Genomic DNA, 26,420 nt, shown 5'->3' on the forward strand with positions numbered 1-26,420 from the left:
TGCCGCGGCTTCGAAGCTCTCAGCGCACCTGCCCCTCCTTCCACGCCTGCAGCAGCTTGTCGTATGGAATGGTCTCGCCCTTTGGCTTCTCATTGGCGAGCTTCTTCCACGGCGCGTGGTCGCTCGACAACCACTTGCCCGGATCGCCCTTCGCGTTCAGCCTGGGCGCGCAGTGGCTCATGCCGGCGCGCTGCAACCGCGCCATGACCTGGTCCATCTCTTCGGCCAGCGTGTCCATCGCGGCCTGCGGCGTCTTCTCGCCGGTCACCGCGGTGGCCACGTTCTTCCACCACAGCTGCGCCAGCTTCGGATAGTCCGGCACGTTGGTACCGGTCGGGGTCCAGGCCACGCGCGCGGGGCTGCGGTAGAACTCGACCAGGCCGCCATACTTGGCCGCGTTCTTGGTCAGGTACTCGTGATGGATGTCGCTGTCGCGGATAAAGGTGAGCCCGGTCAGCGACTTCTTCAGCGATACCGTCTTGGAGGTCACGAACTGCGCGTACAGCCACGCGCCGGCCAGCTTGTTGGGATCGGTGTTCTTGAAGAAGGTCCAGGAACCCACGTCCTGGTAGCCGTTCTGCATGCCCTGCTTCCAGTACGGGCCATACGGCGACGGCGCCATGCGCCACTTGGGCGAGCCGTCGGCGTTGACGACCGGCAGGCCCTTCTTGGTCATGTCGGCGGTAAAGGCCGTGTACCAGAAGATCTGCTGCGCCACCTGGCCCTGCGCGGGCACCGGGCCGGCCTCGGAGAAGGTCATGCCCATCGCCTGCGGCGGGGCGTACTTCTTCATCCAGTCGATGTACTTGGTCAGCGCGTAGACCGCCGCCGGGCTGTTGGTGGCGCCGCCGCGCGCCACCGAGGCGCCGACCGGCGTGCACTTGTCCTCGGCCACGCGGATGCCCCATTCGTCCACCGGCATGCCGTTGGGCAGGCCCTTGTCGGCGGTGCCGGCCATCGACAGCCAGGCGTCGGTGAAGCGCCAGCCCAGCGACGGGTCCTTCTTGCCGTAGTCCATGTGGCCGTAGACCTTCTTGCCGTCGATCTCCTTCACGTCGTTGGTGAAGAAGTTGGCGATGTCCTCATAGGCGGACCAGTTGGTCGGCACGCCCAGGTCGTAGCCGTACTTGGCCTTGAACTTGTCCTGCAGGTCCTTGCGCGCGAACCAGTCGGCGCGGAACCAGTACAGGTTGGCGAACTGCTGGTCGGGCAATTGGTACAGCTTGCCATCCGGCGCGGTGGTGAACTTGGTGCCGATGAAGTCCTTCACATCCAGCCCGGGATTGGTCCATTCCTTGCCGGCGCCGTTCATGTAGTCGGTCAGCGGCAGGATCGAGCCATAGCGGTAGTGCGTGCCGATCAGGTCGGAGTCGGAGATCCAGCCGTCGTAGATCGACTTGCCGGACTGCATCGAGGTCTGCAGCTTCTCGACCACGTCGCCTTCCTGGATCAGGTCATGGTTGACCTTGATGCCGGTGATCTCCTCGAACGCCTTGGCCAGGGTCTTGGATTCATACTCGTGCGTGGTGATGGTCTCGGACACCACGTTGATCTGCGTGACGCCCTTGGCCTTGAGCCTGGCGGCGGCGTCGATGAACCACTTCATTTCCGCCGCCTGCTTGTCCCTGGACAGCGACGAGGGCTGGAACTCGTTGTCGATCCACTTCTTCGCTTCCGCTTCGCCGGCCCAGGCGGCGCCGCAAGCCAGCGCGGCGGCGCAGGCAAGGGCTGACATCCCCAACGTCACGTGCACTTTCATCGGTGTCTCCTCAAGAATCCCCTGCCCCGGTCTTGGTCTGGGTGGCGGCCCCGGGATGGGGACAAGCCGCGTTTCCCTGTAATGCTTGTTCAATGCCTGGCGATGCCGGCCGGCGCGGCGCTAGCCCTTGCGCAGGATCAGCGCCAGCATCAGCATCGAAGCCACGAAGCTGATCCACACCGACGGCTCTTCCGGCAGCGCCAGCCATGCGGCGACCTTTTCGCCCAGCCCGACCCACGCCAGGTTGATCCACGCCGCGCACATCAGCCCGATGAAGAGCCGGTCGCCGCGGGTGGTGGCGATCGGCAAAAAGCCCTTGCGCAGCACCGACGGCGAGCGGATTTCCAGGATCGTCATGCCGATCAGCATCACCACGATGCAGCCAAAGAACACCGCCACCGGTGTGGTCCATACCATCCAGCTCAGCATTGGCGCCGTCTCCTTGCGAAGGCCTGCGTTAAACCCGGCCCATCGCGAAGCCCTTCGCGATGTAGTGCCGCACGAACCAGATCACGATGCCGCCGGGCACGATGGTCAGCACGCCGGCCGCGGCCAGCACGCCCCAGTCCATGCCCGAGGCCGACACCGTGCGCGTCATGGTGGCGACGATGGGCTTGGCGTTGACCGAGGTCAGCGTGCGCGCCAGCAGCAGCTCGACCCAGCTGAACATGAAGCAGAAGAAGGCGGCCACGCCCACGCCGGCCTTGATCAGCGGCAGGAAGATGGTCAGGAAGAAACGCGGGAACGAGTAGCCGTCGACATAGGCGGTCTCGTCGATCTCGCGCGGCACGCCCGACATGAAGCCCTCCAGGATCCACACCGCCAGCGGCACGTTGAAGACCAGGTGCGCCAGCGCCACGCCCAGGTGCGTATCCATCAGCCCGATGGTGCTGTAGAGCTGGAAGAACGGCAGCAGGAATACCGCCGGCGGCGTCATGCGGTTGGTCAGCAGCCAGAAGAACACATGCTTGTCGCCGATGAACTGGTAGCGCGAAAACGCGTAGGCGGCCGGCAGCGCCACGCCGATCGAGATCACGGTGTTCATCGCCACGTAGATCATCGAGTTGAGATAGCCCGAATACCACGACGGATCGGTGAAGATGGTCTTGTAGTGCTCGAGCGTGAACTGGCCCGGCCACAGCGACAGCGTCGAGACGATCTCCTCGTTGGTCTTGAACGACATGTTGACCATCCAGTAGATCGGCACGATCGCGAACACCAGGTAGGCCAGCAGGAAGCCGGCGCGCCACCAGGCGGCGCGGTTGGCCTTTGCCGGGATCGCGGTGGGGATCATGGCAGGCACTGCCGAAGAGATCTCAGCCATGGGGCATGTCCTCGCTGCCGGCGGTGCCCGCGCGCTGCATCCAGTTGTAGAGGATGAAACACATGAGCAGGATGATCAGGAAGTAGACGATGGAAAATGCCGCCGCCGGACCCAGGTCGAACTGGCCGACCGCCTTCTGCGTCAGGTATTGCGACAGGAAGGTGGTGGCGTTGCCGGGTCCGCCGCCGGTCAGCACGAACGGCTCGGTGTAGATCATGAAGCTGTCCATGAAGCGCAGCAGCACCGCGATCATCAGCACGCCGCGCAGCTTGGGCAGCTGGATATGGCGGAACACCGCCAGGCGCGAGGCGCCGTCGATCTGCGCGGCCTGGTAGTAGGCGTCGGGAATCGCGCGCAGGCCGGCGTAGCACAGCAGCGCCACCAGCGGCGTCCAGTGCCAGACGTCCATCACCAGCACCGTGATCCAGGCATCGAAGGCGCTGCCGGTGTAGTTGTAGTCGAAGCCCAGCCCGGCCAGCGCGGCGCCGAGCAGGCCGATATCGGTGCGCCCGAAGATCTGCCAGATGGTGCCGACCACGTTCCAGGGGATCAGCAGCGACAGCGCGATGATCACCAGCACCGCCGACGCTTTCCAGCCCCGCGCCGGCATCGACAACGCCAGCAGGATGCCGAGCGGGATCTCCACCACCAGCACCGCCAGCGAGAAGCCGAGCTGGCGCAGCAGCGCGTCGTGCAGCTCGCCGTCGCGCAGCACGGTGCGGAACCATTCGGTGCCGACGAACACGCGCCGCTCGGGCGAGATGATGTCCTGCACCGAGTAGTTGACGATGGTCATCAGCGGCAGGATGGCGGAGAACGCCACGCACACCACCACCGGCAGCACCAGCAGCCAGGCCTTCTGGTTTACCGGTTTCATGGCACCAGCTCCTCGTTGACGTAGTAGCAGGTATGCCGGTTGAACACCGACAGCCACGCGGTGTCGCCCGCGCGCAGGCCGGCGGCCTCGGCGCCCAACCGCGCGCGCAGCGTGCCGGCCTGCGCGCCCGCCTCCTGCACCGCGCCGGTCAGCAGCCAGTAGGTGCCGATGTCCTGCGCGCGCTGCACCTGCACCGGCACCGCCTGCGTGTCGCGCTCGGGCGCCAGTTGCAGGTATTCGGGGCGCACCCCGATGCGGAAGCTGCCGGCCGCGCGCAGCGCCGCTTCCACCCCCGGCGACAACGACGGCAGGTAGCGGCGTCCCGCCACGTCGATGGCGCCGTCGCGCCATTGCCCGGACAGGAAGTTCATGCCCGGCGAGCCGATGAAGTGCCCGACGAAGGTATGCGCGGGGCGCTCGAACAGCGCGTCGGCCGGCCCCACCTGCACCGCCTTGCCGCGCGACATCACCACCACCTGGTCGGCAAAGGTCAGCGCCTCGGTCTGGTCGTGGGTCACGTAGATCAGCGTCAGGCGAAACTCATGGTGGATTTCCTTGAGCTTGCGCCGCAGCTGCCATTTGAGCTGGGGATCGATCACCGTGAGCGGCTCGTCGAACAGGATCGCCGACACGTCCGGGCGCACCAGCCCGCGCCCGAGCGAGATCTTCTGCTTGGCATCGGCGGCCAGGCCGCTGGCACGGCGTCCGAGCGTCGCCGACAGGTCCAGCATCTCGGCGACGCGGCCGACCCGCTCGCGCACCTGGGCTTCCGGCACGCCGCGGTTGCGCAGCGGAAAGGCCAGGTTGTCGCCGACGGTCATGGTGTCGTAGATCACGGGGAACTGGAACACCTGGGCGATATTGCGCGCCTGCGGCGTGGCGCCGGTGACGTCGCGGCCGTCGAAGGCGATGGTGCCGTGCGACGGGCGCAGCAGCCCGGAAATGCAGTTCAGCAGCGTGGTCTTGCCGCAGCCCGACGGGCCCAGCAGCGCATAGGCGCCGCCGTCTTCAAAGGTAAAGCGCAGCGGCAGCAGCGCGTAGTCCTCGTCGCTGCGCGGATGGGGCACGTACGAGTGCGCCAGGTCCAGGTCGATGCGCGCCATCTCAGCCTCCCGCCGCCGGCGTTGCCGTTGTGGCGCCGCCAGGCACCTCGGCGGCGAGCCCGCCGGGCCGGCGCGGCGCATGGATGCGGCGCCCGTCCGCGTCGAACAGGTAGAGCTGTTCGGGCAGCAGGTGCAGCGTCACCGGCGCGCCCAGCTGCAGGTCGAGCACACCCGCGAACTGCGCCACCAGGCTGCCCACCGCGGTATCGGCGTGGACGAAGGTGTCCGACCCCGACAACTCCGCCAGCGCCACGCGGCCCGGCACGGCGACCGCGCCGGCCTCGCCCGCCAGGCGCAACGCGGAGGCGCGCACGCCCAGTGTCACCGGCCCGTCGTGCGCCGCCACGCCGGGCACGGGCACCTCGATCCCTCCCGGCAAAGCCACCTTGCCGCCCGCCAGCCTGCCCTCGACCAGGTTCATCGGCGGATCGTTGAAGGCGCGCGCAACGCGCAGCGAATCGGGATAGTGGAAGACCTGCGGCGTCGGGCCGTACTGCAGCAGCTCGCCGGCATCGAGCACCGCCGTGTGCCCGCCCAGCAGCAGGGCCTCGCCGGGCTCGGTGGTGGCGTAGATCACGGTGGCGTCGCCGTGCGCGAACAGCTGGGTCAGCTCGTCGCGCAGCTCCTCGCGCAGCTTGTAGTCCAGGTTGACCAGCGGCTCGTCCAGCAGCATCAGCGGGGCCTCCTTGGCCAGCGCGCGGGCCAGCGCCACGCGCTGCTGCTGGCCGCCGGAAAGCTCGGCCGGATAGCGCTCCAGCAGATGGTCGATATGCAGCCGCGCCGCCAGCTCGCGCACGCGCGCGGCGATCTCGCCGGCCGCCGCCTTGCGCCGCAGCCGCAGCGGCGAAGCGATGTTGTCGAAGACCCTGAGCGACGGGTAGTTGATGAACTGCTGGTAGACCATCGACACATTGCGCTCGCGCACCGGCATGCCGGTGACGTCGCCGCCGTCGACCAGCACGCGCCCGGCGCTGGGCCGGTCCAGCCCTGCCATGACACGCATCAGCGAAGTCTTGCCCGCCTGCGTCGCGCCCAGCAGGATGGTGACCGCGCCGGGAACCGGGGCCAGCGTCATCGGATAGAGATACGCCTGCGAACCTGCCTGCTGTGCGACGCCTTCCAAACGTAGCTGCATCCGGTCTCCATGTTCGATATGCTGCCGGCATCACTGCTTGCATTCGATGCAGGCGCACCAATCTTGGCTTCACGCTCGTTTTAGCAACAAAACGAACAGAAAACAATAGTGCACCGCATCATTTTGTTTTCGTTTCTGTTTGAACTAGAATCCCCGCATGACCCTCAATCCCCGCCAGACGGCCCTGCTCGAAGAAGTCCGCACCCAGGGCTTTGCCTCCATCGACGAACTTGCGCGCAAGTTCGGCGTCACGCTCCAGACGGTGCGCCGCGATGTCAACATGCTGGCCGAGAACGGCATGCTGGCGCGCTTCCACGGCGGGGTGAGGGTGGAGGACTCCACCACCGAGAACATCGCCTACCGGCAACGGCAGGTGCTCAATGCCGAAGGCAAGGCGCGCATTGCGCGCGCGGTGGCGGCGGCGGTGCCCGAGGGCTGCTCGCTGATCCTGAACATCGGCACCACGGTGGAAGAGATCGCGCGCGGGCTGGTGCACCATCGCGGCCTGCGCGTGATCACCAACAACCTGAACGTGGCCAATATCCTGGCCGACAACCCCGATTGCGAAGTCATCGTCGCCGGCGGCGTGCTGCGTTCGCGCGACCGCGGCATCGTCGGCGAAGCCACGGTGGAGTTCATCCGCCAGTTCAAGGTCGATATCGGGCTGATCGGCATCTCGGGCATCGAGGCCGACGGCACGCTGCGCGACTATGACTTCCGCGAGGTCAAGGTGGCGCGGACCATCATCGAGCATTCACGCGAGGTCTGGCTGGCGGCGGACGCCAGCAAGTTCAACCGCCAGGCCATGGTCGAGCTGGCGCATGTGTCGGAGGTGGACCGGCTGTTTACCGACGCGCCGCTGGCGGCGCCGTTCGACCAAATCCTGGCCGACAGTGGGGTGCAGTGTGTGGTGGCAGAGCGCGAGTGATTGCGCCCGGATTCGATCCCGGGCCGCCCCGCTGGCGCGGGCCGAGCGGGCGATGAGGCCTGCCTCGCCGATGCGGCAGGCCTGCTCCCTCGGCCGCCCCCGCGCCCGCGAGCGGACGTGGGGAGCAAACCGCAGCGAAGAAGGATTACTTGAACACCACGGTCTTGTGGCCGTTCAGCAGGATGCGGTGTTCGGCATGCCACTTGACCGCGCGCGCCAGCGCCACGCACTCGACGTCGCGGCCGACGGCGGTGAGCTGGTCGGGGTCCATGCTGTGGTCCACGCGCTCGATCTCCTGCTCGATGATCGGGCCTTCGTCCAGGTCGGCGGTGACGTAGTGCGCGGTGGCGCCGATCAGCTTCACGCCGCGGTCGTGCGCCTGGTAGTACGGCTTGGCGCCCTTGAAGCTGGGCAGGAACGAATGGTGGATATTGATCGCGCGGCCGGCCAGCTTGCGGCACAGGTCGTCAGACAGCACCTGCATGTAGCGCGCCAGCACCACCAGGTCGATCTTCTGCTCCTGCACCACGTCGAACACGCGCGCTTCCTGCGCGGCCTTCTGCTCCGCCGAGGCGTTCATCAGCGGCAAATGGAAGAACGGCACGTCGTACGACGCCGCCAGCTGGTAGAAGTCGCGGTGGTTCGACACGATGGCCGCGATCTCCACCGGCAGCCCGCCCACCTTGGCCCGGAACAGCAGGTCGTTCAGGCAATGGCCGATCTTCGACACCATGATCATCACGCGCGGCTTCACCGCGGCATCGTTCAGCTCCCACTGCATGCCGAACTGGTCCCCCACCGGTGCGAACGCGGCCTTCAGCGTGGCCAGGTCGGGACCACCGGCGGCCGGGGTGAAATGCACACGCATGAAGAAGCGGCCGGCGAACTCGTCCCCGTACTGGTCGGAATCGACGATATTGCAGCCGTGCTGGAACAGCAGGCCCGAGACAGCGTGGACGATGCCCGGCTGGTCAGGGCACGAGAGGGTCAGGATGAATCCGGTGTTGCTCATGGTGTGTGGTTCTGTCTGGGTGGCGCGGCGCGGGGCCGGGGAAGCCAGGGGGGCTCGGTCAGTGCAATGGTCAATACCGCGGGCAATGCCCGGGCCGGTGGCGCCGGATCACGCGGCGGCTCAGTCGTGATGGCCGGCATCGAGCCAGCCACGCCGTCCAAGGGCATCCAGCGTCACCAGTGTCGCATCGACCGTCATGGCGCCGGCCGACATGATAGCAAGCAATGGCGCCACTTCGACGCGCCGGTGCTCGCTGACCTCGCCGTCCTGGTTGCGCGGCATGAAGTCCGGCGGCAGCAGCAGGTCGTAGACGTAGAGCTGCTCCCACTGCACGCCTTCGGGCAGGTCGCGCAACACCTCGATCATGCCGTGGGCCTGCACGCCCTGCGCCAGTTCGGGCGGGATGCCGGACTCTTCCTCGCACTCGCGCACCAGCGTCGCCAGCGGGTCGCTGCCGTGGGGCATGCCGCCGGCCACCAGGTTGTCCCACATGCCGGGGTCGACGGACTTGGCCGGGCTGCGGCGCGAAATCCACAGGGCCGGGGGGGCGCCCGCAGCGCCGTCGACGATGCCGTTCATGTGCGAGGCAAAGGTCAGCAGCCCCAGGAAGCGCGCCGCGGCGCGCTCCACCACCGCGACCGCGGGCGCGTCCAGCGCGGCGGTGACGGCGAACAGTTCGTCGCGCCAGCCGCGCACATGGCCGGCGTCGGCCAGCTGGCGGGCCAGCGCCTGCAGCGCGTCGCTGCGCGCATCGAAATCGTCGCAGCCGGGCAGCAAGGCCACCGCCACGGAGCCGTCGGCGAGCGGCTGCTCCGGGCCCAGCACGGCGCCGATGCCGCGCAAAACGCCGGCATGCGTGCGCGGCAGCCAGCCGACCTGCCGGCCTTCCGCCATCAGGCGCAGCCTGGCGGCGGCATCAAAACCGCTGCGCGCCGCCAGCGAGGCGGCGATCCCAGCCGTGAGATCGGCCACGGAGCCGGCCGCGGATGCGGCCACGGATCCGCCCAGGAAGGCGGCAGCGGAACCTGCGTCCGCATCGGCTGCCGTAAGGAAAGACATTTCAGCCATCAGGATTCCATGCACCGGCCCCGCCGGCGCGCCTTGTCATTGTCAGGATCGAACGCATGAACCAGCCCGCCGCGCAGGCGCAGCGCCCTGCCCCGTCCCAGCTTCCCGCCGAGCCGCAATATGTGCTGGCGCTCGACCAGGGCACCAGCAGCTCGCGCGCCATCCTGTTCGACCATGCCGGCAACGTGGTGCGCCTGGCGCAGCGCGAATTCCGCCAATATTACCCACATCCCGGCCACGTCGAGCACGACCCTTACGAGATCTGGCAATCGCAGCTTGCAGTGGCGCACACGGTGCTGGCCGACGCCGGCATCGGCGCCTCGCAGGTGCGCGCCATCGGCATCACCAACCAGCGCGAGACTACCGTGCTGTGGGACCGCAAGACCGGCGAGCCGGTCGGCCGCGCGCTGGTCTGGCAGGACCGCCGCACCGCGCCGATGTGCGAGGCGCTGCAAGCGGCCGGCCACGGCGAGCTGTTCCGCGAGAAGACCGGCCTGGTCATCGACGCCTATTTTTCCGGCACCAAGCTGCGCTGGATGCTCGACAACATCGAAGGCGCGCGGGAACGCGCGCAGCGCGGCGAACTGGCCTTCGGCACCGTCGACAGCTGGCTGATCTGGCAGCTGACCGACGGCGCGCGCCATGTCACCGACGTCTCCAATGCCTCGCGCACGATGCTGTTCAACATTCACAGCTTCGAGTGGGACGACGCGCTGCTGGCGCTGCTCGACATCCCGCACGCGCTGCTGCCCGAGGTGGTGCCCTCGAGCGGCGAGGTCGCGCGCACTTCGGCGCGACTGTTCGGCATGCCGATCCCGATTGCCGGCATCGCCGGCGACCAGCAGGCCGCCACCTTCGGCCAGGCCTGCCTGGTGCCGGGCATGGCCAAGAACACCTATGGCACCGGCTGCTTCCTGCTGATGAATACCGGCGCGCAGCCGGTCACGTCGCGCAACCGCCTGCTGACCACCATCGGCTGGCAGTACCGCGGCCAGACCCAGTATTGCCTCGAGGGCGGCGTGTTCATGGGTGGCGCCACCATCCAGTGGCTGCGCGACGGCCTGAAGATCATCCAGAGCGCGCCCGAGGCCGAGGCGCTGGCGCGCCAGTGCGACGACAGCGGCGGCGTGGTGCTGGTGCCAGCCTTTGCCGGGCTGGGCGCACCGCACTGGGACGCCTTTGCGCGCGGCACGCTGGTCGGCATGACGCGCGGCACCGGCCGCCCGCAGATTGCGCGCGCGGCGCTGGAATCGATCGCGCTGCAAAGCGTGGACGTGCTCGAGGCCATGCAGAAGGACGCCGGCATCGCGCTGGCCGAGCTGCGCGTTGACGGCGGCGCCTCTCGCAGCGACCTGCTGATGCAGATGCAGGCCGACCTGCTCGGCACCCCGGTGGTACGGCCGCGCGTGACCGAGACCACCGCGCTCGGCGCAGCCTACCTGGCGGGCCTGGCCACCGGCTACTGGAGCGACCCGGTGCAGATCGCGCAGCAATGGCAGGTGGAGCGGCGCTTCGAGCCCAAGCTGTCGGCCGACGAGCGCGGCCACCGGCTCGCACGCTGGCACCGGGCGGTCGAGCGCGCACGCGACTGGGCGCGCGAGGACGACGCCGGCGGCGGCCACGGCTGACCGTCGATCAAACCCGCCCCGCGCCACGCCCCGGACAACCTGAACATCTAAGCCAGCACCCACCACACCACAGCGTCATGCACAGCCTTCCCACCCCGATCCAGCCGCCCGGCCGCGCCGCCCTGCTCGCTACCCTGGAGCGCGAGCCGCGCTGGGACGTGATCGTCATCGGCGGCGGCGCCACCGGCCTGGGCACCGCGGTCGATGCCGCCTCGCGCGGCTACCGTACGCTGCTGGTCGAAGCCGCGGACTTTGCCAAGGGCACTTCGAGCAAGGCCACCAAGCTGGTGCATGGCGGCGTGCGCTACCTGGCGCAGGGCAATATCAGCCTGGTGCGCGAGGCGCTGCACGAGCGCGGCCTGCTGGCGCGCAACGCGCCGCACCTGGTGTGGCCGCTGGGCTTCGTGGTGCCGGCCTACCAGATGTTCGACCAGCCCTTCTACGGCATCGGCCTCAAGCTCTATGACATGCTGGCCGGCAGCCTCAACCTGTCCGGCAGCCGCTGGCTGAACCACCGCGAGGTGCTGGCGGCCGCGCCCAACCTGGCCGAACACGTCGGCGGGCGCCCGCTGCGCGGCGGCAACCTGTACTTCGACGGCCAGTTCGACGATGCGCGGCTGGCGGTGGCGTTGATGCGAACGCTGTTCGACGTCGGCGGCACGGCGCTCAACTACATGCGCGCGACCGGGCTGAGCCAGCAAGGCGGGGTGATCAGCGGCGTGACGGTGCAGGACGTGCTCGGCGGCGCCACCTTCCGGCTGCGCGCCGACTGCGTGATCAATGCCACCGGCGTGTGGGTCGATGCCATCCGCCAGATGGAAGACGGGCATGCGCGCACCATGGTCGCGCCCAGCCAGGGCGTGCACCTGACGCTGCCGCGCAGCTTCCTGCCGGGCGAGCGCGCCATCCTGATCCCCAAGACCGACGACGGGCGGGTGCTGTTCGTGGTGCCGTGGAACGGTCACACCATCGTCGGCACCACCGACACGCCGCGCCGCGACCTGCCGCTGGAGCCCGACGCGGGCGCCGACGATGTCGATTTCATCCTGGAAACGGCGTCGCGCTACCTGGCCAAGGACCCCACCCGCGCCGACGTCACCAGCGTCTGGGCCGGCCTGCGGCCGCTGGTGCGGGCCACCGGCGAAGCCTCCACCGCGTCGCTGTCGCGCGAGCATACGATCCTGGTGTCCAGGGCCGGGCTGATCACCGTCACCGGCGGCAAATGGACCACCTACCGCAAGATGGCCGAAGACGTGATCGAGACCGCGATCCAGCGCCAGATGGTGCGCTCGGCGCCGTGCGTGACCGCGGAGCTGCCGCTGCATGGCGCGGCCGGGTTGCCGGCCGATCTGCCGCCGCCGGATTCGGGTGCGCCGGACCGTTACTACGGCAACGAACTGGGCCTGCTGCGCGCGCTGCCGGGACATGAGCGGGTGCTCGCCGCCGCGTCGGGCCTGACCGAGGCCCATGTGCGCTTTGCCGCCCGGCATGAACTGGCGCGCCGGGTCGAGGACGTGCTGGCGCGGCGCAACCGCGCGCTGTTCCTGGACGCCCGCGCCGCCGTCGAGGCGGCACCGGCGGTGGCGGCGATCCTGGCCGAGGAACTCGGTGAGGATGAAGCCTGGCAAGCCCGCGAGGTGGAGAGCTTCCGCACGCTCGCCGCCGGCTACATGCTGGGCTGATCGCCCGGCGCGGCCGCGCGGCCTCGATCCGGCGCCATCCATCGAACCCCAACTTCGCACAGACCTACGCCATGCCCCGTCACTTGTTCCCGTCGCGGACCCGCACCGTTGCCCTGCTTGCCTTCCTCTGCGCCAGCGCCACGGCCCAGGCGGCCCGCGCGCCGGGCATCGACGGCGTGCGCTTTCCCGAGGTGCGCACCATGCGCTACCAGTGCGACGGCGGCAAGTCGTTGTCAGTGCGCTATTTCAACAGCCCGGACAACCAGGCCGCGGTGTTCCGCATCGAAGGCAAGCCGATGCTGGCGGTCAGCACGGTGGCGGCGTCCGGCGCGCGCTATGTCGGCGGGCGCTACGAATGGTGGACCAAGGGCGAGTCAGGCACGCTGCGCGACCTGATGCAGGCGCAAAGCGCCGCGCCGGTGCTGGCCAACTGCCACGCCCCGCCGTAACGGGCACGGCAGCGGCAGGGCCGCGCCGCGCCATCTTTTGAAGCCGCGCCGTTCCGGGCGATAATGCGGGAATTGAATCAGGGAGAACACCATGGACGAGATTGAAGATCTGTCCGATCTGCCGATGCCCCGCTTTATCTGGGGCTTCGCCGTGATCGCAGGCAAGGGCGGCGAGGTCATGCACGACGAATTCGAGTACCTGACCCACACCCGCAGCCCGCGCTTCACCTGCCGCGTGGTCGAGCTGGAGGACATGCCGGCCGAAAGCGAAGAAGACGCCATCGACGGCCGCATCGTCCACGATGACGACCCCAGTCGCATGTTCTACATCACCGATGCCGGCATGGCGCTGGTCAATTTCCAGCTGTTCGACAAGATGCCGGACAAGCAGAAGTTCAAGCGCATCTGCGACGAAGCCATCGCCAACTGGATGCTGCGCCGCGAGTTCCTCGACGACGAGGAAGAGGACTGAAATACCGCCCGGGCCGGCGGCGGCGCGGCCGCCGCGCGGCGCTCAGGCCTGGCCCGGATCCTGCGGCAGCGCGCGCGGCAGGACTTCATTGAGCAGCCCGGTCATGCCGCCCGGGTGATCGGCGGCCAGCGCCTGCAGGCGCTTCACCAGCTCGCCATCCAGCTTGCACGCGAACGGCACCAGGCCCTGCTCCTGGTCCAGCCGGCGCTGCTCGCGCCGGTCCGGGCGCGGCGCGGCGCCGGGAATGCCGCCCCGCCCCGCCGCCGCCTGCTTCAGGCTGTTGGCGATCTTCAGGCCCTTGTTTTTTTCCAGGTCCGTTTTCTTCACGGCAATTTCCGAAAGTCTGTAGAGGGCGGTATTGTACGCACCCGCGGCACCGGCCCGGCCGGTGCCGCAGTGGCGTTGTCCGCTGCGGGTGTATGCGTCGCTTATGCGTCGCTGACTTCGATCAGCTCGGCCGCCACCCGCTGGATTTCCGCATAGATCGCGATCGCCTCCATCGGTCCGGTGCAGCCCACTGCGGTGGCCTGGCTGGCATCGGCACCGGGCGGCAGGAACACAAAGGCCATGCCAGGCTGCCAGCCGGGATGCTTGCGCAGGCTGTCGTTGAGGATGTCGAGATACTGCGCGCGCGTGAAGACGTGCCTTGCCATCGCTACCTCCGGAATCCGCTGCCGATGCGCCGCGCGGGCGCGGTTGTCATGGCGGGGATCGTAGCATGGCAGGGATGTCCGGCGTCACCGCGCCGCGCCGGGCGGCGGGCTGGTCAGCACTCGCCCTTCTTGGCCTGCCCCGGCGGGCAATGGCCGCCCTTGTTGCCGTGACCATGATTGCCGTTGCCCTTGCCCTTGTCCTTGTACCCGCCCTGGTCCCAGCGGCCCGGCACCAGTACCCAGCCATCGCGCGACTGGATCCAGCGCGGCGACTCATAGACATAGCCCGGGCGCTCGCGCTCCCAGCGGCCCTTCTTCCAGGCGTGCTTGCGATGGTGATCGTCCCAGTCCCAGTAGCCGGGCATCCAGACGTAGCCGGCGCGCGGCGCGGGCACGGCCTCGTAGATCGGCGCCGGCGGCGGCACGCCGATGGCGATGTTGACCGAGACCTGGGCCAGCGAGCCGGCACTGAGGGTCAGGCCCGAACCGAGCAACGCGGCCAGCAGCAGGGCCCTGGCCGGGCGAAGCGCGCAATCCGTCATGGGAGTCCTTTCTTGTGGAGGAACATGCCCATAGTCTAGTGCGCCGTGGCACGCCGGCAAGACGAGATTCGATCCGGCCGGCTACGGATGTTGGCGCGCAACACTTCCGTGCAAGCCCGGCTTGCGCGCACGGGCTGCTAGTGATCCTCGGCCATCGCCTTGAGCTGGGCCTCGCCGGCAACACGCGCGGCATCGGATGTGGTGAAGGTATCGTCCGACACGATCGCGCGCCTGACCTGTTGCGCGCTGAAATCCACCAGCGCGATGACCCACACATAGCGCCCCGACTGGGGTGCGGTCTGCACGAAAGCCTTCAGGTTGTGGCGCGATTCGGTTGCCATGATCCATCTCCGGTTGAGACGTGCCGCAGCACAGGGGTCAGGGAACTCTAGCACAAGGCCTGCAAGCTCACCGGCCGGCGGCCTCGGTGGCGAAGGCGCGCAATTCGCGCACGCGCGCGGCAGTCATTTCCAGCAGGCAGGACGCGCCGGCCACGCGCGCCGCGCTGCCGGCGGCCGGATTGGCGACATAAGCGCAATTGGCCTGGCGGTACTCGAGCCAGGCTCGCTGCGCTACCCGCAACTGTCCGGTGCGCGGGGCCTCCAGCCGCCGCAGCAGCCCCTGGTAAGCGCTGTTCAACGCCGTTTCCTGGACCCGCGACTCCAGCGCGGCGCAGTTGAGCATATCGGCGGTCGATACGGCCTTGCCCATGCAGCGCTCGTAGTCGGCGCTCAGGCCTCGATTCGGGCCGCCATGTTGCGCGGCGGCGGGGATGGCCGCCATGGCCAGGCCGACGACGGCAACACATGCGAGGACGCGCATAGCAGCTCTCCGTTTGCGTGGTTGTGACAAGACGAGGCGGCGCTGGTCCGCTCAGGCAAGCCAGCGGCCCAGCGTCGCCACGGCGATATTGGCCAGCCCCAGCACGAGGTTGGTCCCTACCGCCTGCCGGATGCGGTTCAGCGCAGCGCCGGCGGCTGGCCAGTCCTGCGCATCCACGGCCCGGCCCAGCACCCGGTAGGGGCCGAACCAGACATAGCAGAAGATACCCGCCATGACCACGCCGATGCCCAGCATCAGGTGCCAGTTGCGTGGTGCGCCCGCCATGCCCGTCGCCGCCATCATCGCGCCACCGCTGAGCAGGATCGCCACCACCGACGCCCACACCCACGGGAAGAACCGGGCAAACACGCCGCGCCACAGCCGCAGCCGCGGCGGCGGCTCCAGCAGGCTGCCGGCCACCGGCCGCAGGCACAGGTAGGCGAAGAACATGCCGCCGACCCAGACGGCGACGCTGGTCAGGTGCAGCAAGCGGAGAAGAGGATCGGCGATCATGGCGGCGGCGGCAGGGCGCGAGTTGATGACGAGTCGGAGCGATGGCCACATTCTAAGTGTTGTGTCCGCCACGGCGAAGCCTCGCCGCGCGTCACAGCTGGCACAGCGGGCTTCAGGAAAGCAACACCGGGGCCGATAAACATTTCGTATCACGCCGCGCCACGAGCCGGTCTCCGCAGAATCTCGCTCGTGACGCCGGTTTTCGCCCGATCCGCCGCAAGGCCGCACGCTTGACCGCCCGGAACGCAGCCCCAGACAATACCCGCGGCCACACCACAACGACACCGCAACCGGTCGCTTCGCCCCCTTCGTTCCAGACCATGGCGCCTGCCCCAGCCAGCCCCCCGCCGACCACGCCCGCCGCCCGTGCACGACCGCTGCTGCGCCGCGGCCTGACCGCGCTACTGCTGGCCGTGACGCTGGCGGTGCTGCCGGCCATGCTGCCGCCCGCGGTCACCGCGCAGCCCGCACCCCAGCGGGCCGACCTGGTCGCGCGCGTGGTCATCAGCCTGCTCGGCTACGCGCGCTGGCCGGTGGAACGCGATCCGGTGCGACTGTGCGTGGACCACGCCAGCCGCTATGCGGCCCGCCTGAAGGAAGGCGGCACGCTCGCCAATGGCCGCGCCGTGCAGACCCGCCAGGTCGACGTGCTGGCCGACATGCTGCACCCGGCGTGCGATGCGCTGTACGTGGGCACCATGAACGAACCCCGCCGCAAGCGCCTGTCGGCGGAGCTGACCGGCCGCCCGGTGCTGGTGATCGCCGAGGAAGACTTCGAGTGCGAGGTGGGCAGCATGTTCTGCCTCAACATCCGCGACAACCAGGTCTCGTTCCGCGTCAACCTCGATACCCTCGCCCGCAGCGGCGTACATATGCACCCCGGCGTGCTGCAGCTCGGCCGCCGCAAGGGGGCGCCGTCATGAGCCAGCCCCGGCCGGTGCGCGGGCAAGGCGCGCGCCCCACCCTCTACAGCGTGCTGCGCCGCATCCACCTGGGCGTGGCACTGATCGCGGTCTGCACCGCCGGCCTGGCGCTGACCGCGATCGGCGTCACCGCGCTGCGCGTCTACGCCGACCACAACGTGCGGCTGGTGGCGCGCTCGATCGCCTACACGCTGGAAGCGCCGGTGGTGTTCCGCGACCAGGCGGCGACCGCCGAGACACTGGCCGCGATCGCGGCCTCGGAAGACATCGCCAGCGCCAGCGTCTATGACCGCGACCATCACGTGCTGGCGGTATGGCAGCGCCCCGGGCAGGCGCCGCTGACCGGCCTGCGCCACGCGCTGGTCGAATGGCTGGGCCCCGATGCGGTCGAGCAGCCCATCCTGCACCAGGCGCAGCAAGTGGGCATGCTGCGTGTCAGCGGCGATCCGCGCAACCTGCTGCATTTCCTGCTGCAAGGCGCTCTGGGGTTGCTGGCGTGCCTGCTGCTGACCGCGGTTGGCGCGCACTACCTGGCCAGCCGGCTGCTGGTACAGATCATCGAGCCGCTGCGCAACCTGATGCGGGTGGCGCACGCGGTGCGTTCGCAGCGCGATTTCGCGCAGCGCACGCCGCCGGCCAGCATCGCCGAGCTCAATGCCCTGAGCGAAGACTTCAACGGCCTGCTCGACGAGCTGCAGACCTGGCAGAACCAGATGCAGCACGAAAACCGCTCGCTCGCCCACCGCGCCAACCACGATGCCCTGACCGGGCTGCTGAACCGCGCCGCCTTCGTCGAAGCGCTGGAACACGCCGTGCGCCACGCCGCCGCCAACGACGAATATGCCGCGGTGCTATATCTGGACAGCGATGATTTCAAGCACGTCAACGACCGCCACGGCCATGCCGCCGGCGACGCGGTGCTGGTCGCGGTGGCCCAGCGCATCCGCGCCAGTCTGCGCGGCCGCGACACCGTGGCGCGCATCGGCGGCGATGAATTCGCGGTGCTGGCTACCGCGCTGCGCGCGCCCGCCGATGCGATCCAGATCGCCGAGCACATCCTGCAAGCGATGGCCAGTCCCATCGACCTGCCCGACGGCGGCTCGGTGCAGGCCTCGCTCAGCATCGGGCTCGCCGTCTTCCCGGTCCACGCGCAAGGCAGCCAGGCCCTGCTGCACGCCGCCGACGCCGCCATGTACGGCGCCAAGCGGCGCTCCGGCGGCATCTGGCAAAGTGCCGAGCCTCGCCTCGACCCGCGCCCCGACCCGCGCCTCGACCCGCGCCGCGACCCGCGTCTCGACCCGCGCGTCGACATCAAGCCGTGAGAATCCACATGTTTGCAAGCAGCTTCCCCTCCAGGCACACAACCAGATGGAAACCCTGGCTGGCGGCCGTCATGCTGGCCAGCCTGGCGCTGGCCGGCTGCCAGACCACACCGCCGGCCGGGCGCCTGTCGCCGGCGCAGCTGGCGGTCTTGCAGCAGGAGGGCTTCATGCAGACCGGCGAAGGCTGGGAACTGGGCCTCACCGACAAGGTGCTGTTCGGTTTCAACGAGGACCTGATCGAAGGAGACCGCGCTGCCAATGTGCAGCGCATCGGCCGGGCACTGAGCGGCGTGGGGATCGAACGACTGCGCGTGGACGGCCATACGGATGATGCCGGCACGGCGGATTACAACCAGTCGCTGTCGGTGCGGCGCGCCGAGGCGGTGGCCAGGCTGCTGGCCGATGCCGGCTTTGCACGGGACCAGATCGAAGTCCGCGGGCTGGGCAAGACCCGCCCGGTGGCGGACAACCGCACCGCCGCGGGACGCGCCGAGAACCGGCGCGTCGCCATCATCGTTTCAGTGGACTAGCGCCTCCGCTCAGTCGTCGAAGGGATTGGGCGCGCGGTTCTCCAGCGCCTCGTTCAGGTCGAACTCGTCGCGCATCTTGTCGACCACCGCGCGCACACTGGCGGCATAGCCGTGCAGATTGTCGAAAGCCATGTCCCAGTTGCGGCCGCGCGCATCGCGCGGATGCGGCCGTGGGGCCGGCACCCGGATCCGGGCACCGTCTTCGCCGATTTCATCGATTTGCTGGATACGCCGGCCGACCTCGTCCTGCAAGGCACGCCGGCCGCGCTCACGCTTGGCCATGACTGACTCCTGGCTGAATCCCCAACGCATCCTAGCACGCGCCGGGAGACCCTTGCAGGCGCCTACAGCGCCGCCTTGGCCGCCTGGTAAGCCGCGTACAGGCGCGCGAACACCGGCCCCGGCACGCCCTTGCCGATGGGGCGGCCGTCGATGCTGACGACCGGCAGCAACTCCTTGCTGGCCGATGACAGCAGCACCTCGTCGGCGGCAAACACCTCGTCCCTGGCGATCCGGCGCGACTCCAGCGCAATCCCCATCGCCTCGCAGATTTCCTCCATGAAGCCGTAGCGGATGCCTTCCAGGATCAGGTTGTCCTTGGGTGGCGCCGCCACGCGGCCATCGCGCACCACCCACACGTTGGACGCCGACGCCTCGGTCAGCCAGCCATCGCGGAACTGGATCGCCTCGGTCACGCCCTGCTCCACCGCGTGCTGCGCCGCCAGCACGTTGCCGAGCAGCGAGGTCGACTTGATCTGGCAGTTCAGCCAGCGCCGGTCCTCCATGGTCACGCACGCGACGCCCTGCCCGACCATCTGCGCCGACGGCAGCGCCATCGGATTGGTCATGATCAGCACCGTCGGCACCACCTCCTTCGGAAAGGCATGCGTCCGTTTGGCAACGCCCCGGGTCACCTGGATATAGACCAGCTGATCCGACAAGCCATTGGCCTGAACCACCTCGCCGACGCGCTCGAGCCACTGCGCCGCACTGTACGGATCGGGAATGCCGATGCCCTCCAGGCTCCGGTGCAGCCGCGCCAGGTGCTGCGCACCGCGGAACGGCTTGCCGTGGTAGTACGGGATCACCTCATAAATGCCGTCGCCGAAGATAAAGCCGCGGTCCAGCACGGGTATGCGGGCCTCGGAGAGCGGAGTCAGGGTGCCGTTGAGGTGGACGATGGGGTCGGACATGGGATGCATGGGACAGTTCGAAAGGGATGCCCGATTCTTTCACGGGCGGCCCCGCAAGGTCATGCAATCTACGCATGAGCGCGGCCGCATCCCCACCGACAGCGGAGGCCCGGATTCAGCCCGGCGCCAGCGCCTTTGACAGCAGCACCGTGGTGAAGCCGCTGTCCCAGCTCTCATCGGGATAGAAATCGATCTCGGCATAGCCCTGGCGCCGATAGAAGGCGCGGCTCTGCTGGTTGAACGTATCCGCCTCCAGCCGCGCCTCGCGATGCCCGGCGCGGGCCATCTCGGCCTCCGCATGCGCCAGCAGCGCCGCGCCGAGCCCCATCCGCTGCCAGGCACGGCCGACATGCAATGCCCAGATGAAGTTGTTTTCCCAATCCACCATGGCGGCCGGCACGCCGTTCAGGCAGGCAACATGGAACTCCTGCAAACGTGCTTCGACGTAACTGCGGGTCTTGCCTTGCTGCTCGAAGGCGGCGGCGGCGGCCGGCGTCAGTTGCGGCTTCCAGGTGCCGAGGTAGGTATCGATCAGGATGGCCTCCACGGCTTGCGCGTCAGAGGGCAAGGCGGGGCGGATTTCGAAATTCGTATTGAGTTTGGTCATGGGGCGAGAGCATAACCGGGACTGTGTAAAGCGGCAGGCCTTGCGCGGCAGACTCGCCCGTCCCTCCGTGCGTACGCAACCGTGCAGACCCTTGTGCTGTACAGTACCTTGTCTCCAGATCTATTAGCCCGGCCCAAGATTGAAGGCTAACGCAGCTTAACCACGCAATCCCGAGCTCAAAATCATGCAAGAACAAGACTCGATCGGCACAAAATACTGCGACCTGCTCATTATTGATGAAATGCTCCCCTGCAATTTCTCAACCTTCAGGCTGCTGGAATATTCACATTACCTAACGCACTTCAGATCCTCGATCCTTCTTACCACTGAAGGCTGGCACGGCGGCTACTCCAATCTAGGATTTTCGTCGCAGCTGAGTGAAAGCAACTTGCCGGCGGAGGCGAAATCACGTGTTTTCAAGTTCGATGAACTTCGCAATATCGTCCCGAAGCTGGCCTACATTACGTTCCTGAACAACGCCGACCAGCTACTCCCGTATTTGGAAGAGCGCGCAATCCCTTTTGTCTTGCAGCTCTACCCGGGCGGTGGTTTTGACCTGCATACCGATGTAGCCGATGCTAGACTTCGCCGCGTCGTAAATTCACCGCTGTGCCGCAAAGTTATCGTCTCGCAAAACCTCTCGCAGACGTACGCGCTCGACATAACCCAGGCACCGATTGAAAAATTCGAATTCATCTACGGTGGGGTATACGAAACCCACAATGGATTCGATTTCCACCGGGACAAAAAGCGCTACGGCCGCAACAAAGACACCCTTGACATTTGCTTCGTCGCACATCGATATGGCAACGATGTCAGGAAAAAAGGATATGATCAGTTCATCGCCATAGGAAAAGCCTTGGCCCCCGCTTTCCCAGACCTGCGCCTTCACGTCGTCGGCGACTATACGTCGGACCAGATTCCGCTCGACGAGATTGCCGACCGCATTACTTTTCACGGCAAGCAACCGAACTCCTTCTTCAAAGAATTCTATCCGGGCATGGATATCATCCTGTCCGTCAACCGGCCTGCAAACGAGGGCGGCAGCGGGGCATTTGACGGCTTTCCGACCGGCGCCTGCATGGAGGCCGGATTCAGCGGTGTGCTCAACTGCATTAGCGATCCGCTGAGGATGAACGTCGCATTCACCGACGACGTCGATATTATTCTACTGGACTACGAAACGCACAAATCAGCACAGAGGATAGCGGCATTGCTGCGGGACCTTGACAAGCTGTACGGGCTCGCCTACTGCAACTGGAAAAAGTATCTGGAAGTCTTCGATAAAAATCAGCAATTGTGGAAACGCTGCCAACTCATTACCAATGAACTGCTCGCCGAAGAAAAGCTGATCGTTCGCCCACCGTCGCGAAGGAGCGACATGGACATGTCGCTTTTCAGCGAATTGACCGAGAAGCTAAGGCAGGCAGCGGGGAACCATTTGGATGCAGAACGGCGTCACGATAACCTGTTGGCTGAATATCGAAAGCTTGCAAGCGGATTCGAGAGCGTGGCAGAGGAAAACAAGAGGCTGGCTGCTCGACTGCTGGCTCAGGCGGAAACCGTCGTCCACACGCCGACGCCATCTCCCATGCAAGCCCACGGACGCGCAGAGGTCATGGCGCTACGCGCGTTGAGGTTGACGCCATTGAGGCGGGCCCGGATTATATTCAGCCGCATTGCCTCGCATTTCCGTCAGACCATGAACTAATTGGAAGAAGACCACAAATAATGAAGCCGGCAGCATTCAAAAACTACGTGGCCACACTCACCAACCCTGGCGCGGACAAGCATCAGCACAACCTGGTATTCACAAATGAACTGGCCGCATGCTTTGCCACGCAAGGCATCGGCACAACCTCCATTGACTACCTTGCTCATCCGCGCCAGGTAACAGAAGCGGCGCAAGACCCGCATTGCATCTTCTTCGTTTGCTATAACGGCTTCGGTTCGGAACTTCTGCTCAACGCTGGACCCGGCGACTTACGCTCCCTCTTTGCCTGCTACAAGAAACCGCTCTTCGATTTGATGCACGACTGTCCGGCACACGAGTCGATGTCCCACCAAATCGGCTCCACCGGTGATTACAGAACGTTACTTATCACCGATTATTCGTATGCCAATATTGCCAGGATGCTGGGAAGCCGGCGTGTATATTTTTCGCCCAGCATAGCATTTCCGCAGGCCTCGCCGGATCGCATCGAACCACTCCAGTCGCGGGAGATCGATATTCTATTACCTATGGGCCTGGCTAGTCCGACGCTCGTCCTCGACCGATATGAGAAACCCCGCAACCATAGACAGCGGCTTCTGAAGGAAATCTTCCATGCGGTCACAGAGAAAGCCCTGGATCGCCTAGATTGCGATCCGCTGCTCGAGATCTTCCGGGCTCTTTCCGAAATGCGAGTGGCGATTGCGATGGATGACCCGGATATTCTTTTCCTTATCACCACGACTCTCGACTTCGTTAAATTCTCAAGACGTCACAGCCTGATTCACGCAGTCCAGCATCTCCCCATTACCGTTATTTCCGATCGGCAGATTGCTCCCCCAGCCGGCGCCAGCAGACTTCAATTCATAGAGGAGAGAACATTTCCCCGACTCATTGAAACCATGGCACACTCGAAGAGTGTCATCTGCCCTCTCCCGCACTATAGCGGCTTCCACGAACGTGCCCTGGCTGCATTTACCAGTGGCGCCGCCGTCATCGCGGCGCCAAATGAAATACTCGAAACTAATTTCCTGATAAATGAAGAGATGCTCTTATACCGCAGCCTGGAACAGCTGACCGATCTTCTCGAAAGGGTCTTCGCCGGCAATCAGGATCTGCAGCAAGTCGCAGAAAACGGCAGAAGAAAAGTGCTCGAGTCGTACCACCCCTCGCGCTTGACCAAGCTGATGCTCTCCTTGCACGCGTCCTTACATGGGGCTGGCGTACAGTAGGGAACGAGATCTTGAATGGGCGGCATCCTTTGCTGCCCATTAGGTGACGACGCCGCCGTGTGCTTTGCGTCCGCAACACAGCCTCCGCCCTCCAGCGCAGTTATGGCCGAGCAGGCTGCGCCGCCCCCCGTCGGGACGATGGCGCCCGAATTCGGACGACCAGCGGCGAATTGGCTCCCAAGACATCCCATGGGCCAGCAAACAAAAAAGCCGTCCAAACGGACGGCTTTGCATCACTACAGACGTTGTTCTGGCGGAGAGAGGGGGATTCGAACCCCCGATGGGCTATTAACCCATACACGCTTTCCAGGCGTGCGACTTAAACCACTCATCCATCTCTCCGGGAAGTCCGCGATTATAGCAGAGTTGCCCGTCGAATCCAGTACCTCGTCACCACCCTCCCCTATCCCTTGCGCAGGTAGGTCACCAGCCGGTCGATCACCGGCGCATTGCGCGGCGTCAGCAGGCTGACCACGATCGCCACCGCGAAGCCTGCGGGGACGCCGAAGGCGCCTGAGGCGATGGGGTCGACACCAAACCAGCGGTTGCCGAAGATGCCGGTCATGCGGGTGAAGAAGGGATAGTTGACGAAGATGTAGTACACCGCCACGCCGAGCCCGGCGACCATGCCGGCGACCGCGCCGGCGGCGGTGGTGCGGCGCCAGAAGATGCCGAGGATCAGGACCGGGAAGAAGCTGGACGCCGCCAGCGAGAAGGCGGCGCCGACCAGGAACAGGATATTGCCGGGACGCAACGATGTGACGTACGAGGCGAAAAGCGCCACCGCCAGCAGCACGATCTTGGCGGTGGTGACGCGGCGCTGGTGGCTCGCCTGGCGGTCGACCATGTGATAGAAGACGTCGTGCGAGAGCGCGTTGGCGATGGTCAGCAGCAGGCCGTCCGCCGTCGAGAGCGCGGCCGCCAGTGCCCCGGCGGCGATCAGCCCGGAGATGACGTATGGCAGGCCGGCGATTTCCGGGGCGGCCAGCACGATCATGTCGGGCTGCAGCAGGATTTCGGCCCATTGCACGATGCCGTCGCCGTTGACGTCGCGGATGCCGAACACCGGTGGATCGACCTTGCGCCATTGCACCACCCACTGGGGCAGGTCTGCGTACGGGGTGCCGACCAGGTGCTCGAAGAACTCGTATTTCACCAGCGCCGCGAGCGTGGGTGCCGACACGTAGAGCAAGGCGATGCAGAACACCGCCCAGGCCACGGAATTGCGCGTTTCCCTGACCGAAGGCGTGGTGTAGAGCCGCGTCAGGATGTGCGGCAGGCTGGCGGTGCCCACCATCAGGCAGAACACCAGCAGCACGAAATTGAGGCGCTTGGTCTTGCGCTCCTGCTCCGATGCCGCGGGATATGGTTCGGTGGACGACATCGAATGGCGGCTGCGCGCCAGCGCGTCTTCGCGTTGCTGGTGCCACTGCTGCTGCGCGGCGGCGGCATCGCGCGGGAATTCGAGCCGTTCGCGCTCGAGCGCCTTGATCTCGCGCAGCGGTGCATTGCGGCTGCGCAGGTCCTGCAGGCGCGCGTCGAGCGCGTCGCGCTCCTGCGCGAAAGACTGGGGCAGGCGGGCGATGCGCTCCTGCAGCAGGATGGCCTGCTGCCGGTAGTAGTCGCGCACCGCCTGCTCGGCCGGCTCGCGCTCCAGCTGCTGTTCACGCGCATCCAGCTGTGTCAGCAGCGTGCCGTAGCTCAGCTGCGGCAGCGGTTCCTGGTGGTGTTTCCACGCGATCATCGATACCGTGACCAGGAACGCCACGATCATCATGATGTACTGCGCCACCTGCGTCCAAGTGACCGCGCGCATGCCGCCAAGGAACGAGCAGACCAGGATGCCCGCCAGCCCGAAAAAGATGCCGACGGCAAACTCGACGCCGATAAAGCGTGTCACCACCAGCCCCACGCCCTGGATCTGCGCCACCAGGTAGACGAACGAGCAAAGCGAGGCGGCCAGCACCGCGATCGCGCGTACCGGCAGGTTCCCGCCGGGCTTGCCGTTGCCATAGCGCGCGGCGAGGAAGTCGGGGATGGTGTAGCCGCCGTACTTGCGCAGGTAGGGCGCCAGCAGGAAGGCCACCAGGCAATAGCCGCCGGTCCACCCCATCACATAGGCCAGCCCTTCGTAGCCCGAGGAAAACAGGATGCCGGCCAGGCCGATGAACGAGGCCGCGCTCATCCAATCGGCGGCAATCGCCATGCCGTTGAACATGGCCGGCACGCGCCGCGACGCGACGTAGTATTCGTTGAGATCCGAGGTGCGGCAGATCAGCCCGATGCAGGCGTAGATCGCGATGGTGATGAACAGGAATACATAGCCCAGCCACAGCGCATCGGCATTGGAGCGTTCCAGCAGTCCCATCATGCCCACGAAGCCGAACAGCCCCAGCGTGAACAGGCCGTAGTAGAGCAGCAACCGTCGGCGAAAGCGCGCCTGGGCTTCGGGCATGAGGGGACAGTCCGTATCGGTGGGAAGCTATCGTAACAAACCCGCCGGCGCGCGGGTGCGCGGCGGCGGGTTCAGGGTTCGGCTCCGGCTTGCCGGGTCACCGGCGGATTACTGCGCCTGCTTGAGCTGCTCGAGGATGGCCGGGTTCTCCAGCGTCGAGGTGTCCTGCGTAATCTCCTCGCCCTTGGCCAGCGACCGCAGCAGGCGGCGCATGATCTTGCCCGAGCGCGTCTTGGGCAGGTTGTCGCCAAAGCGGATGTCCTTGGGCTTGGCGATCGGGCCGATCTCCTTGCCGACCCAGTTGCGCAGCTCGGTGGCGAGCTTGACGGCTTCGTCGCCGCTCGGGCGCGCGCGCTTGAGCACGACGAAGGCGCAGATCGCTTCGCCGGTCATGTCGTCCGGGCGGCCCACCACCGCGGCCTCCGCCACCAGCGGATTGGCCACCAGCGCCGACTCGATCTCCATCGTGCCCATGCGGTG

29 protein-coding genes and 1 tRNA gene are annotated in these 26,420 nt (G+C 66.7%); 10 read left to right on the forward strand and 20 right to left on the reverse strand.

Annotation, left to right across the window (positions count from 1 at the left end):
* Nucleotides 1–19: 19 nt before the first annotated feature.
* The 6 genes from A3AG_RS0123975 to A3AG_RS0124000 form a co-directional block, all read right to left on the reverse strand.
* On the reverse strand, nucleotides 20–1,759 hold the full coding sequence (locus tag A3AG_RS0123975; protein WP_018007848.1) for an ABC transporter substrate-binding protein: 1,740 nt from the start codon (nucleotides 1,757–1,759) through the stop codon (nucleotides 20–22).
* 120 nt (nucleotides 1,760–1,879) lie between these two features.
* Entirely contained in the window at nucleotides 1,880–2,188 is a 309-nt protein-coding gene (locus tag A3AG_RS0123980) for a DUF2160 domain-containing protein (protein WP_018007849.1), read from the reverse strand.
* Nucleotides 2,189–2,216: 28 nt separating this feature from the next.
* Nucleotides 2,217–3,053 carry a carbohydrate ABC transporter permease gene (locus A3AG_RS0123985; RefSeq protein WP_018007850.1) on the reverse strand — a complete coding sequence of 279 codons (837 nt, stop codon included), beginning with the start codon at nucleotides 3,051–3,053 and terminating at the stop codon, nucleotides 2,217–2,219.
* Nucleotides 3,054–3,075: 22 nt separating this feature from the next.
* Complete coding sequence (locus A3AG_RS0123990; RefSeq protein ID WP_018007851.1) at nucleotides 3,076–3,960, reverse strand: carbohydrate ABC transporter permease; 885 nt, start codon at nucleotides 3,958–3,960, stop codon at nucleotides 3,076–3,078.
* Complete coding sequence (locus A3AG_RS0123995) at nucleotides 3,957–5,063, reverse strand: ABC transporter ATP-binding protein (RefSeq protein WP_018007852.1); 1,107 nt, start codon at nucleotides 5,061–5,063, stop codon at nucleotides 3,957–3,959. Before A3AG_RS0123995 ends, A3AG_RS0123990 begins: the two co-directional genes overlap by 4 nt.
* Nucleotide 5,064: 1 nt before the next feature.
* The gene (locus A3AG_RS0124000) at nucleotides 5,065–6,198 is read right to left on the reverse strand and encodes an ABC transporter ATP-binding protein (RefSeq protein WP_018007853.1); all 1,134 of its coding nucleotides are present in this window, start codon (nucleotides 6,196–6,198) and stop codon (nucleotides 5,065–5,067) included.
* A gap of 157 nt (nucleotides 6,199–6,355) precedes the next feature.
* Here A3AG_RS0124000 and A3AG_RS0124005 point away from each other — a divergent pair, with 157 nt between their 5' ends.
* Nucleotides 6,356–7,126: a DeoR/GlpR family DNA-binding transcription regulator gene (locus A3AG_RS0124005; protein ID WP_018007854.1), complete on the forward strand. Its 771-nt coding sequence runs from the start codon at nucleotides 6,356–6,358 to the stop codon at nucleotides 7,124–7,126.
* A 145-nt stretch (nucleotides 7,127–7,271) separates the two neighbouring features.
* On the opposite strand, the gene purU is transcribed toward A3AG_RS0124005, so the two are convergent.
* Together purU and A3AG_RS0124015 are read right to left on the reverse strand one after the other, a co-directional pair.
* Nucleotides 7,272–8,138 carry a formyltetrahydrofolate deformylase gene (purU, locus tag A3AG_RS0124010; RefSeq protein WP_018007855.1) on the reverse strand — a complete coding sequence of 289 codons (867 nt, stop codon included), beginning with the start codon at nucleotides 8,136–8,138 and terminating at the stop codon, nucleotides 7,272–7,274.
* 120 nt (nucleotides 8,139–8,258) lie between these two features.
* Nucleotides 8,259–9,206 carry an NUDIX hydrolase gene (locus A3AG_RS0124015; protein ID WP_018007856.1) on the reverse strand — a complete coding sequence of 316 codons (948 nt, stop codon included), beginning with the start codon at nucleotides 9,204–9,206 and terminating at the stop codon, nucleotides 8,259–8,261.
* 56 nt (nucleotides 9,207–9,262) lie between these two features.
* On the opposite strand from A3AG_RS0124015, the gene glpK reads away from it, so the two are divergent.
* The 4 genes from glpK to A3AG_RS0124035 all read left to right on the forward strand — a co-directional run bounded on the left by glpK (nucleotide 9,263) and on the right by A3AG_RS0124035 (nucleotide 13,437).
* Nucleotides 9,263–10,834, forward strand: coding sequence for a glycerol kinase GlpK (gene glpK, locus A3AG_RS0124020; protein ID WP_018007857.1), 1,572 nt, complete (start codon nucleotides 9,263–9,265; stop codon nucleotides 10,832–10,834).
* A gap of 77 nt (nucleotides 10,835–10,911) precedes the next feature.
* Nucleotides 10,912–12,516, forward strand: coding sequence for a glycerol-3-phosphate dehydrogenase/oxidase (locus tag A3AG_RS0124025; RefSeq protein ID WP_018007858.1), 1,605 nt, complete (start codon nucleotides 10,912–10,914; stop codon nucleotides 12,514–12,516).
* Nucleotides 12,517–12,587: 71 nt separating this feature from the next.
* Nucleotides 12,588–12,965: an MliC family protein gene (locus A3AG_RS0124030; protein WP_051073562.1), complete on the forward strand. Its 378-nt coding sequence runs from the start codon at nucleotides 12,588–12,590 to the stop codon at nucleotides 12,963–12,965.
* Nucleotides 12,966–13,056: 91 nt separating this feature from the next.
* Entirely contained in the window at nucleotides 13,057–13,437 is a 381-nt protein-coding gene (locus A3AG_RS0124035; protein WP_012353264.1) for a hypothetical protein, read from the forward strand.
* Nucleotides 13,438–13,479: 42 nt separating this feature from the next.
* On the opposite strand, the gene A3AG_RS0124040 is transcribed toward A3AG_RS0124035, so the two are convergent.
* From A3AG_RS0124040 to A3AG_RS0124065, 6 genes are all read right to left on the reverse strand, one after another.
* Nucleotides 13,480–13,764 (reverse strand): hypothetical protein, encoded by a 285-nt coding sequence (locus A3AG_RS0124040; RefSeq protein WP_018007860.1) that lies wholly within the window; start codon nucleotides 13,762–13,764, stop codon nucleotides 13,480–13,482.
* Between the two features lie 101 nt (nucleotides 13,765–13,865).
* Nucleotides 13,866–14,090 carry a hypothetical protein gene (locus A3AG_RS0124045; protein WP_018007861.1) on the reverse strand — a complete coding sequence of 75 codons (225 nt, stop codon included), beginning with the start codon at nucleotides 14,088–14,090 and terminating at the stop codon, nucleotides 13,866–13,868.
* 113 nt (nucleotides 14,091–14,203) lie between these two features.
* Entirely contained in the window at nucleotides 14,204–14,632 is a 429-nt protein-coding gene (locus A3AG_RS0124050) for a YXWGXW repeat-containing protein (protein WP_018007862.1), read from the reverse strand.
* A 137-nt stretch (nucleotides 14,633–14,769) separates the two neighbouring features.
* On the reverse strand, nucleotides 14,770–14,973 hold the full coding sequence (locus tag A3AG_RS0124055) for a hypothetical protein (RefSeq protein ID WP_018007863.1): 204 nt from the start codon (nucleotides 14,971–14,973) through the stop codon (nucleotides 14,770–14,772).
* 67 nt (nucleotides 14,974–15,040) lie between these two features.
* Nucleotides 15,041–15,454, reverse strand: coding sequence for a lysozyme inhibitor LprI family protein (locus A3AG_RS0124060; protein ID WP_018007864.1), 414 nt, complete (start codon nucleotides 15,452–15,454; stop codon nucleotides 15,041–15,043).
* 51 nt (nucleotides 15,455–15,505) lie between these two features.
* Nucleotides 15,506–16,018 (reverse strand): CopD family protein, encoded by a 513-nt coding sequence (locus A3AG_RS0124065; RefSeq protein WP_018007865.1) that lies wholly within the window; start codon nucleotides 16,016–16,018, stop codon nucleotides 15,506–15,508.
* A 269-nt stretch (nucleotides 16,019–16,287) separates the two neighbouring features.
* Between A3AG_RS0124065 and yfiR the strand changes: the two genes are divergently transcribed.
* The 3 genes from yfiR to yfiB are packed head-to-tail and all read left to right on the forward strand — an operon-like array spanning nucleotide 16,288 to nucleotide 18,742.
* Nucleotides 16,288–16,890 (forward strand): regulatory sequestration protein YfiR, encoded by a 603-nt coding sequence (gene yfiR / locus A3AG_RS0124070; RefSeq protein WP_018007866.1) that lies wholly within the window; start codon nucleotides 16,288–16,290, stop codon nucleotides 16,888–16,890.
* Nucleotides 16,887–18,212, forward strand: coding sequence for a diguanylate cyclase DgcN/YfiN (dgcN, locus tag A3AG_RS0124075; RefSeq protein ID WP_018007867.1), 1,326 nt, complete (start codon nucleotides 16,887–16,889; stop codon nucleotides 18,210–18,212). Before yfiR ends, dgcN begins: the two co-directional genes overlap by 4 nt.
* Nucleotides 18,213–18,220: 8 nt before the next feature.
* Nucleotides 18,221–18,742: an outer membrane lipoprotein YfiB gene (gene yfiB / locus A3AG_RS0124080; RefSeq protein ID WP_018007868.1), complete on the forward strand. Its 522-nt coding sequence runs from the start codon at nucleotides 18,221–18,223 to the stop codon at nucleotides 18,740–18,742.
* A gap of 9 nt (nucleotides 18,743–18,751) precedes the next feature.
* Here the strand turns inward: yfiB and A3AG_RS0124085 are convergent, their stop codons facing one another.
* From A3AG_RS0124085 to A3AG_RS0124095, 3 genes are all read right to left on the reverse strand, one after another.
* Nucleotides 18,752–19,024 carry a hypothetical protein gene (locus A3AG_RS0124085; RefSeq protein WP_018007869.1) on the reverse strand — a complete coding sequence of 91 codons (273 nt, stop codon included), beginning with the start codon at nucleotides 19,022–19,024 and terminating at the stop codon, nucleotides 18,752–18,754.
* A 62-nt stretch (nucleotides 19,025–19,086) separates the two neighbouring features.
* Nucleotides 19,087–19,935, reverse strand: coding sequence for a D-amino acid aminotransferase (locus A3AG_RS0124090; RefSeq protein WP_018007870.1), 849 nt, complete (start codon nucleotides 19,933–19,935; stop codon nucleotides 19,087–19,089).
* Nucleotides 19,936–20,050: 115 nt separating this feature from the next.
* A complete protein-coding gene (locus A3AG_RS0124095; RefSeq protein ID WP_018007871.1) occupies nucleotides 20,051–20,542 on the reverse strand; it encodes a GNAT family N-acetyltransferase in 492 nt (163 codons plus the stop codon).
* A 184-nt stretch (nucleotides 20,543–20,726) separates the two neighbouring features.
* Between A3AG_RS0124095 and A3AG_RS32260 the strand changes: the two genes are divergently transcribed.
* Nucleotides 20,727–22,253, forward strand: coding sequence for a glycosyltransferase family protein (locus A3AG_RS32260; protein WP_018007872.1), 1,527 nt, complete (start codon nucleotides 20,727–20,729; stop codon nucleotides 22,251–22,253).
* Nucleotides 22,254–22,273: 20 nt separating this feature from the next.
* A complete protein-coding gene (locus A3AG_RS0124105; protein WP_018007873.1) occupies nucleotides 22,274–23,485 on the forward strand; it encodes a glycosyltransferase family protein in 1,212 nt (403 codons plus the stop codon).
* 251 nt (nucleotides 23,486–23,736) lie between these two features.
* Here the strand turns inward: A3AG_RS0124105 and A3AG_RS0124110 are convergent.
* The 3 genes from A3AG_RS0124110 to A3AG_RS0124120 form a co-directional block, all read right to left on the reverse strand.
* Nucleotides 23,737–23,827 (reverse strand) — tRNA-Ser (locus A3AG_RS0124110).
* Between the two features lie 61 nt (nucleotides 23,828–23,888).
* Complete coding sequence (locus tag A3AG_RS0124115; protein ID WP_018007874.1) at nucleotides 23,889–25,940, reverse strand: VC_2705 family sodium/solute symporter; 2,052 nt, start codon at nucleotides 25,938–25,940, stop codon at nucleotides 23,889–23,891.
* Nucleotides 25,941–26,048: 108 nt separating this feature from the next.
* Nucleotides 26,049–26,420, reverse strand: a 372-nt coding sequence (locus A3AG_RS0124120) for an AMP-binding enzyme (protein ID WP_026164439.1), incomplete at its 5' end; no start/stop codon positions are given.

The sequence above is a fragment of the Cupriavidus neocaledonicus genome (genome assembly GCF_000372525.1).
GTDB lineage: Bacteria > Pseudomonadota > Gammaproteobacteria > Burkholderiales > Burkholderiaceae > Cupriavidus > Cupriavidus neocaledonicus.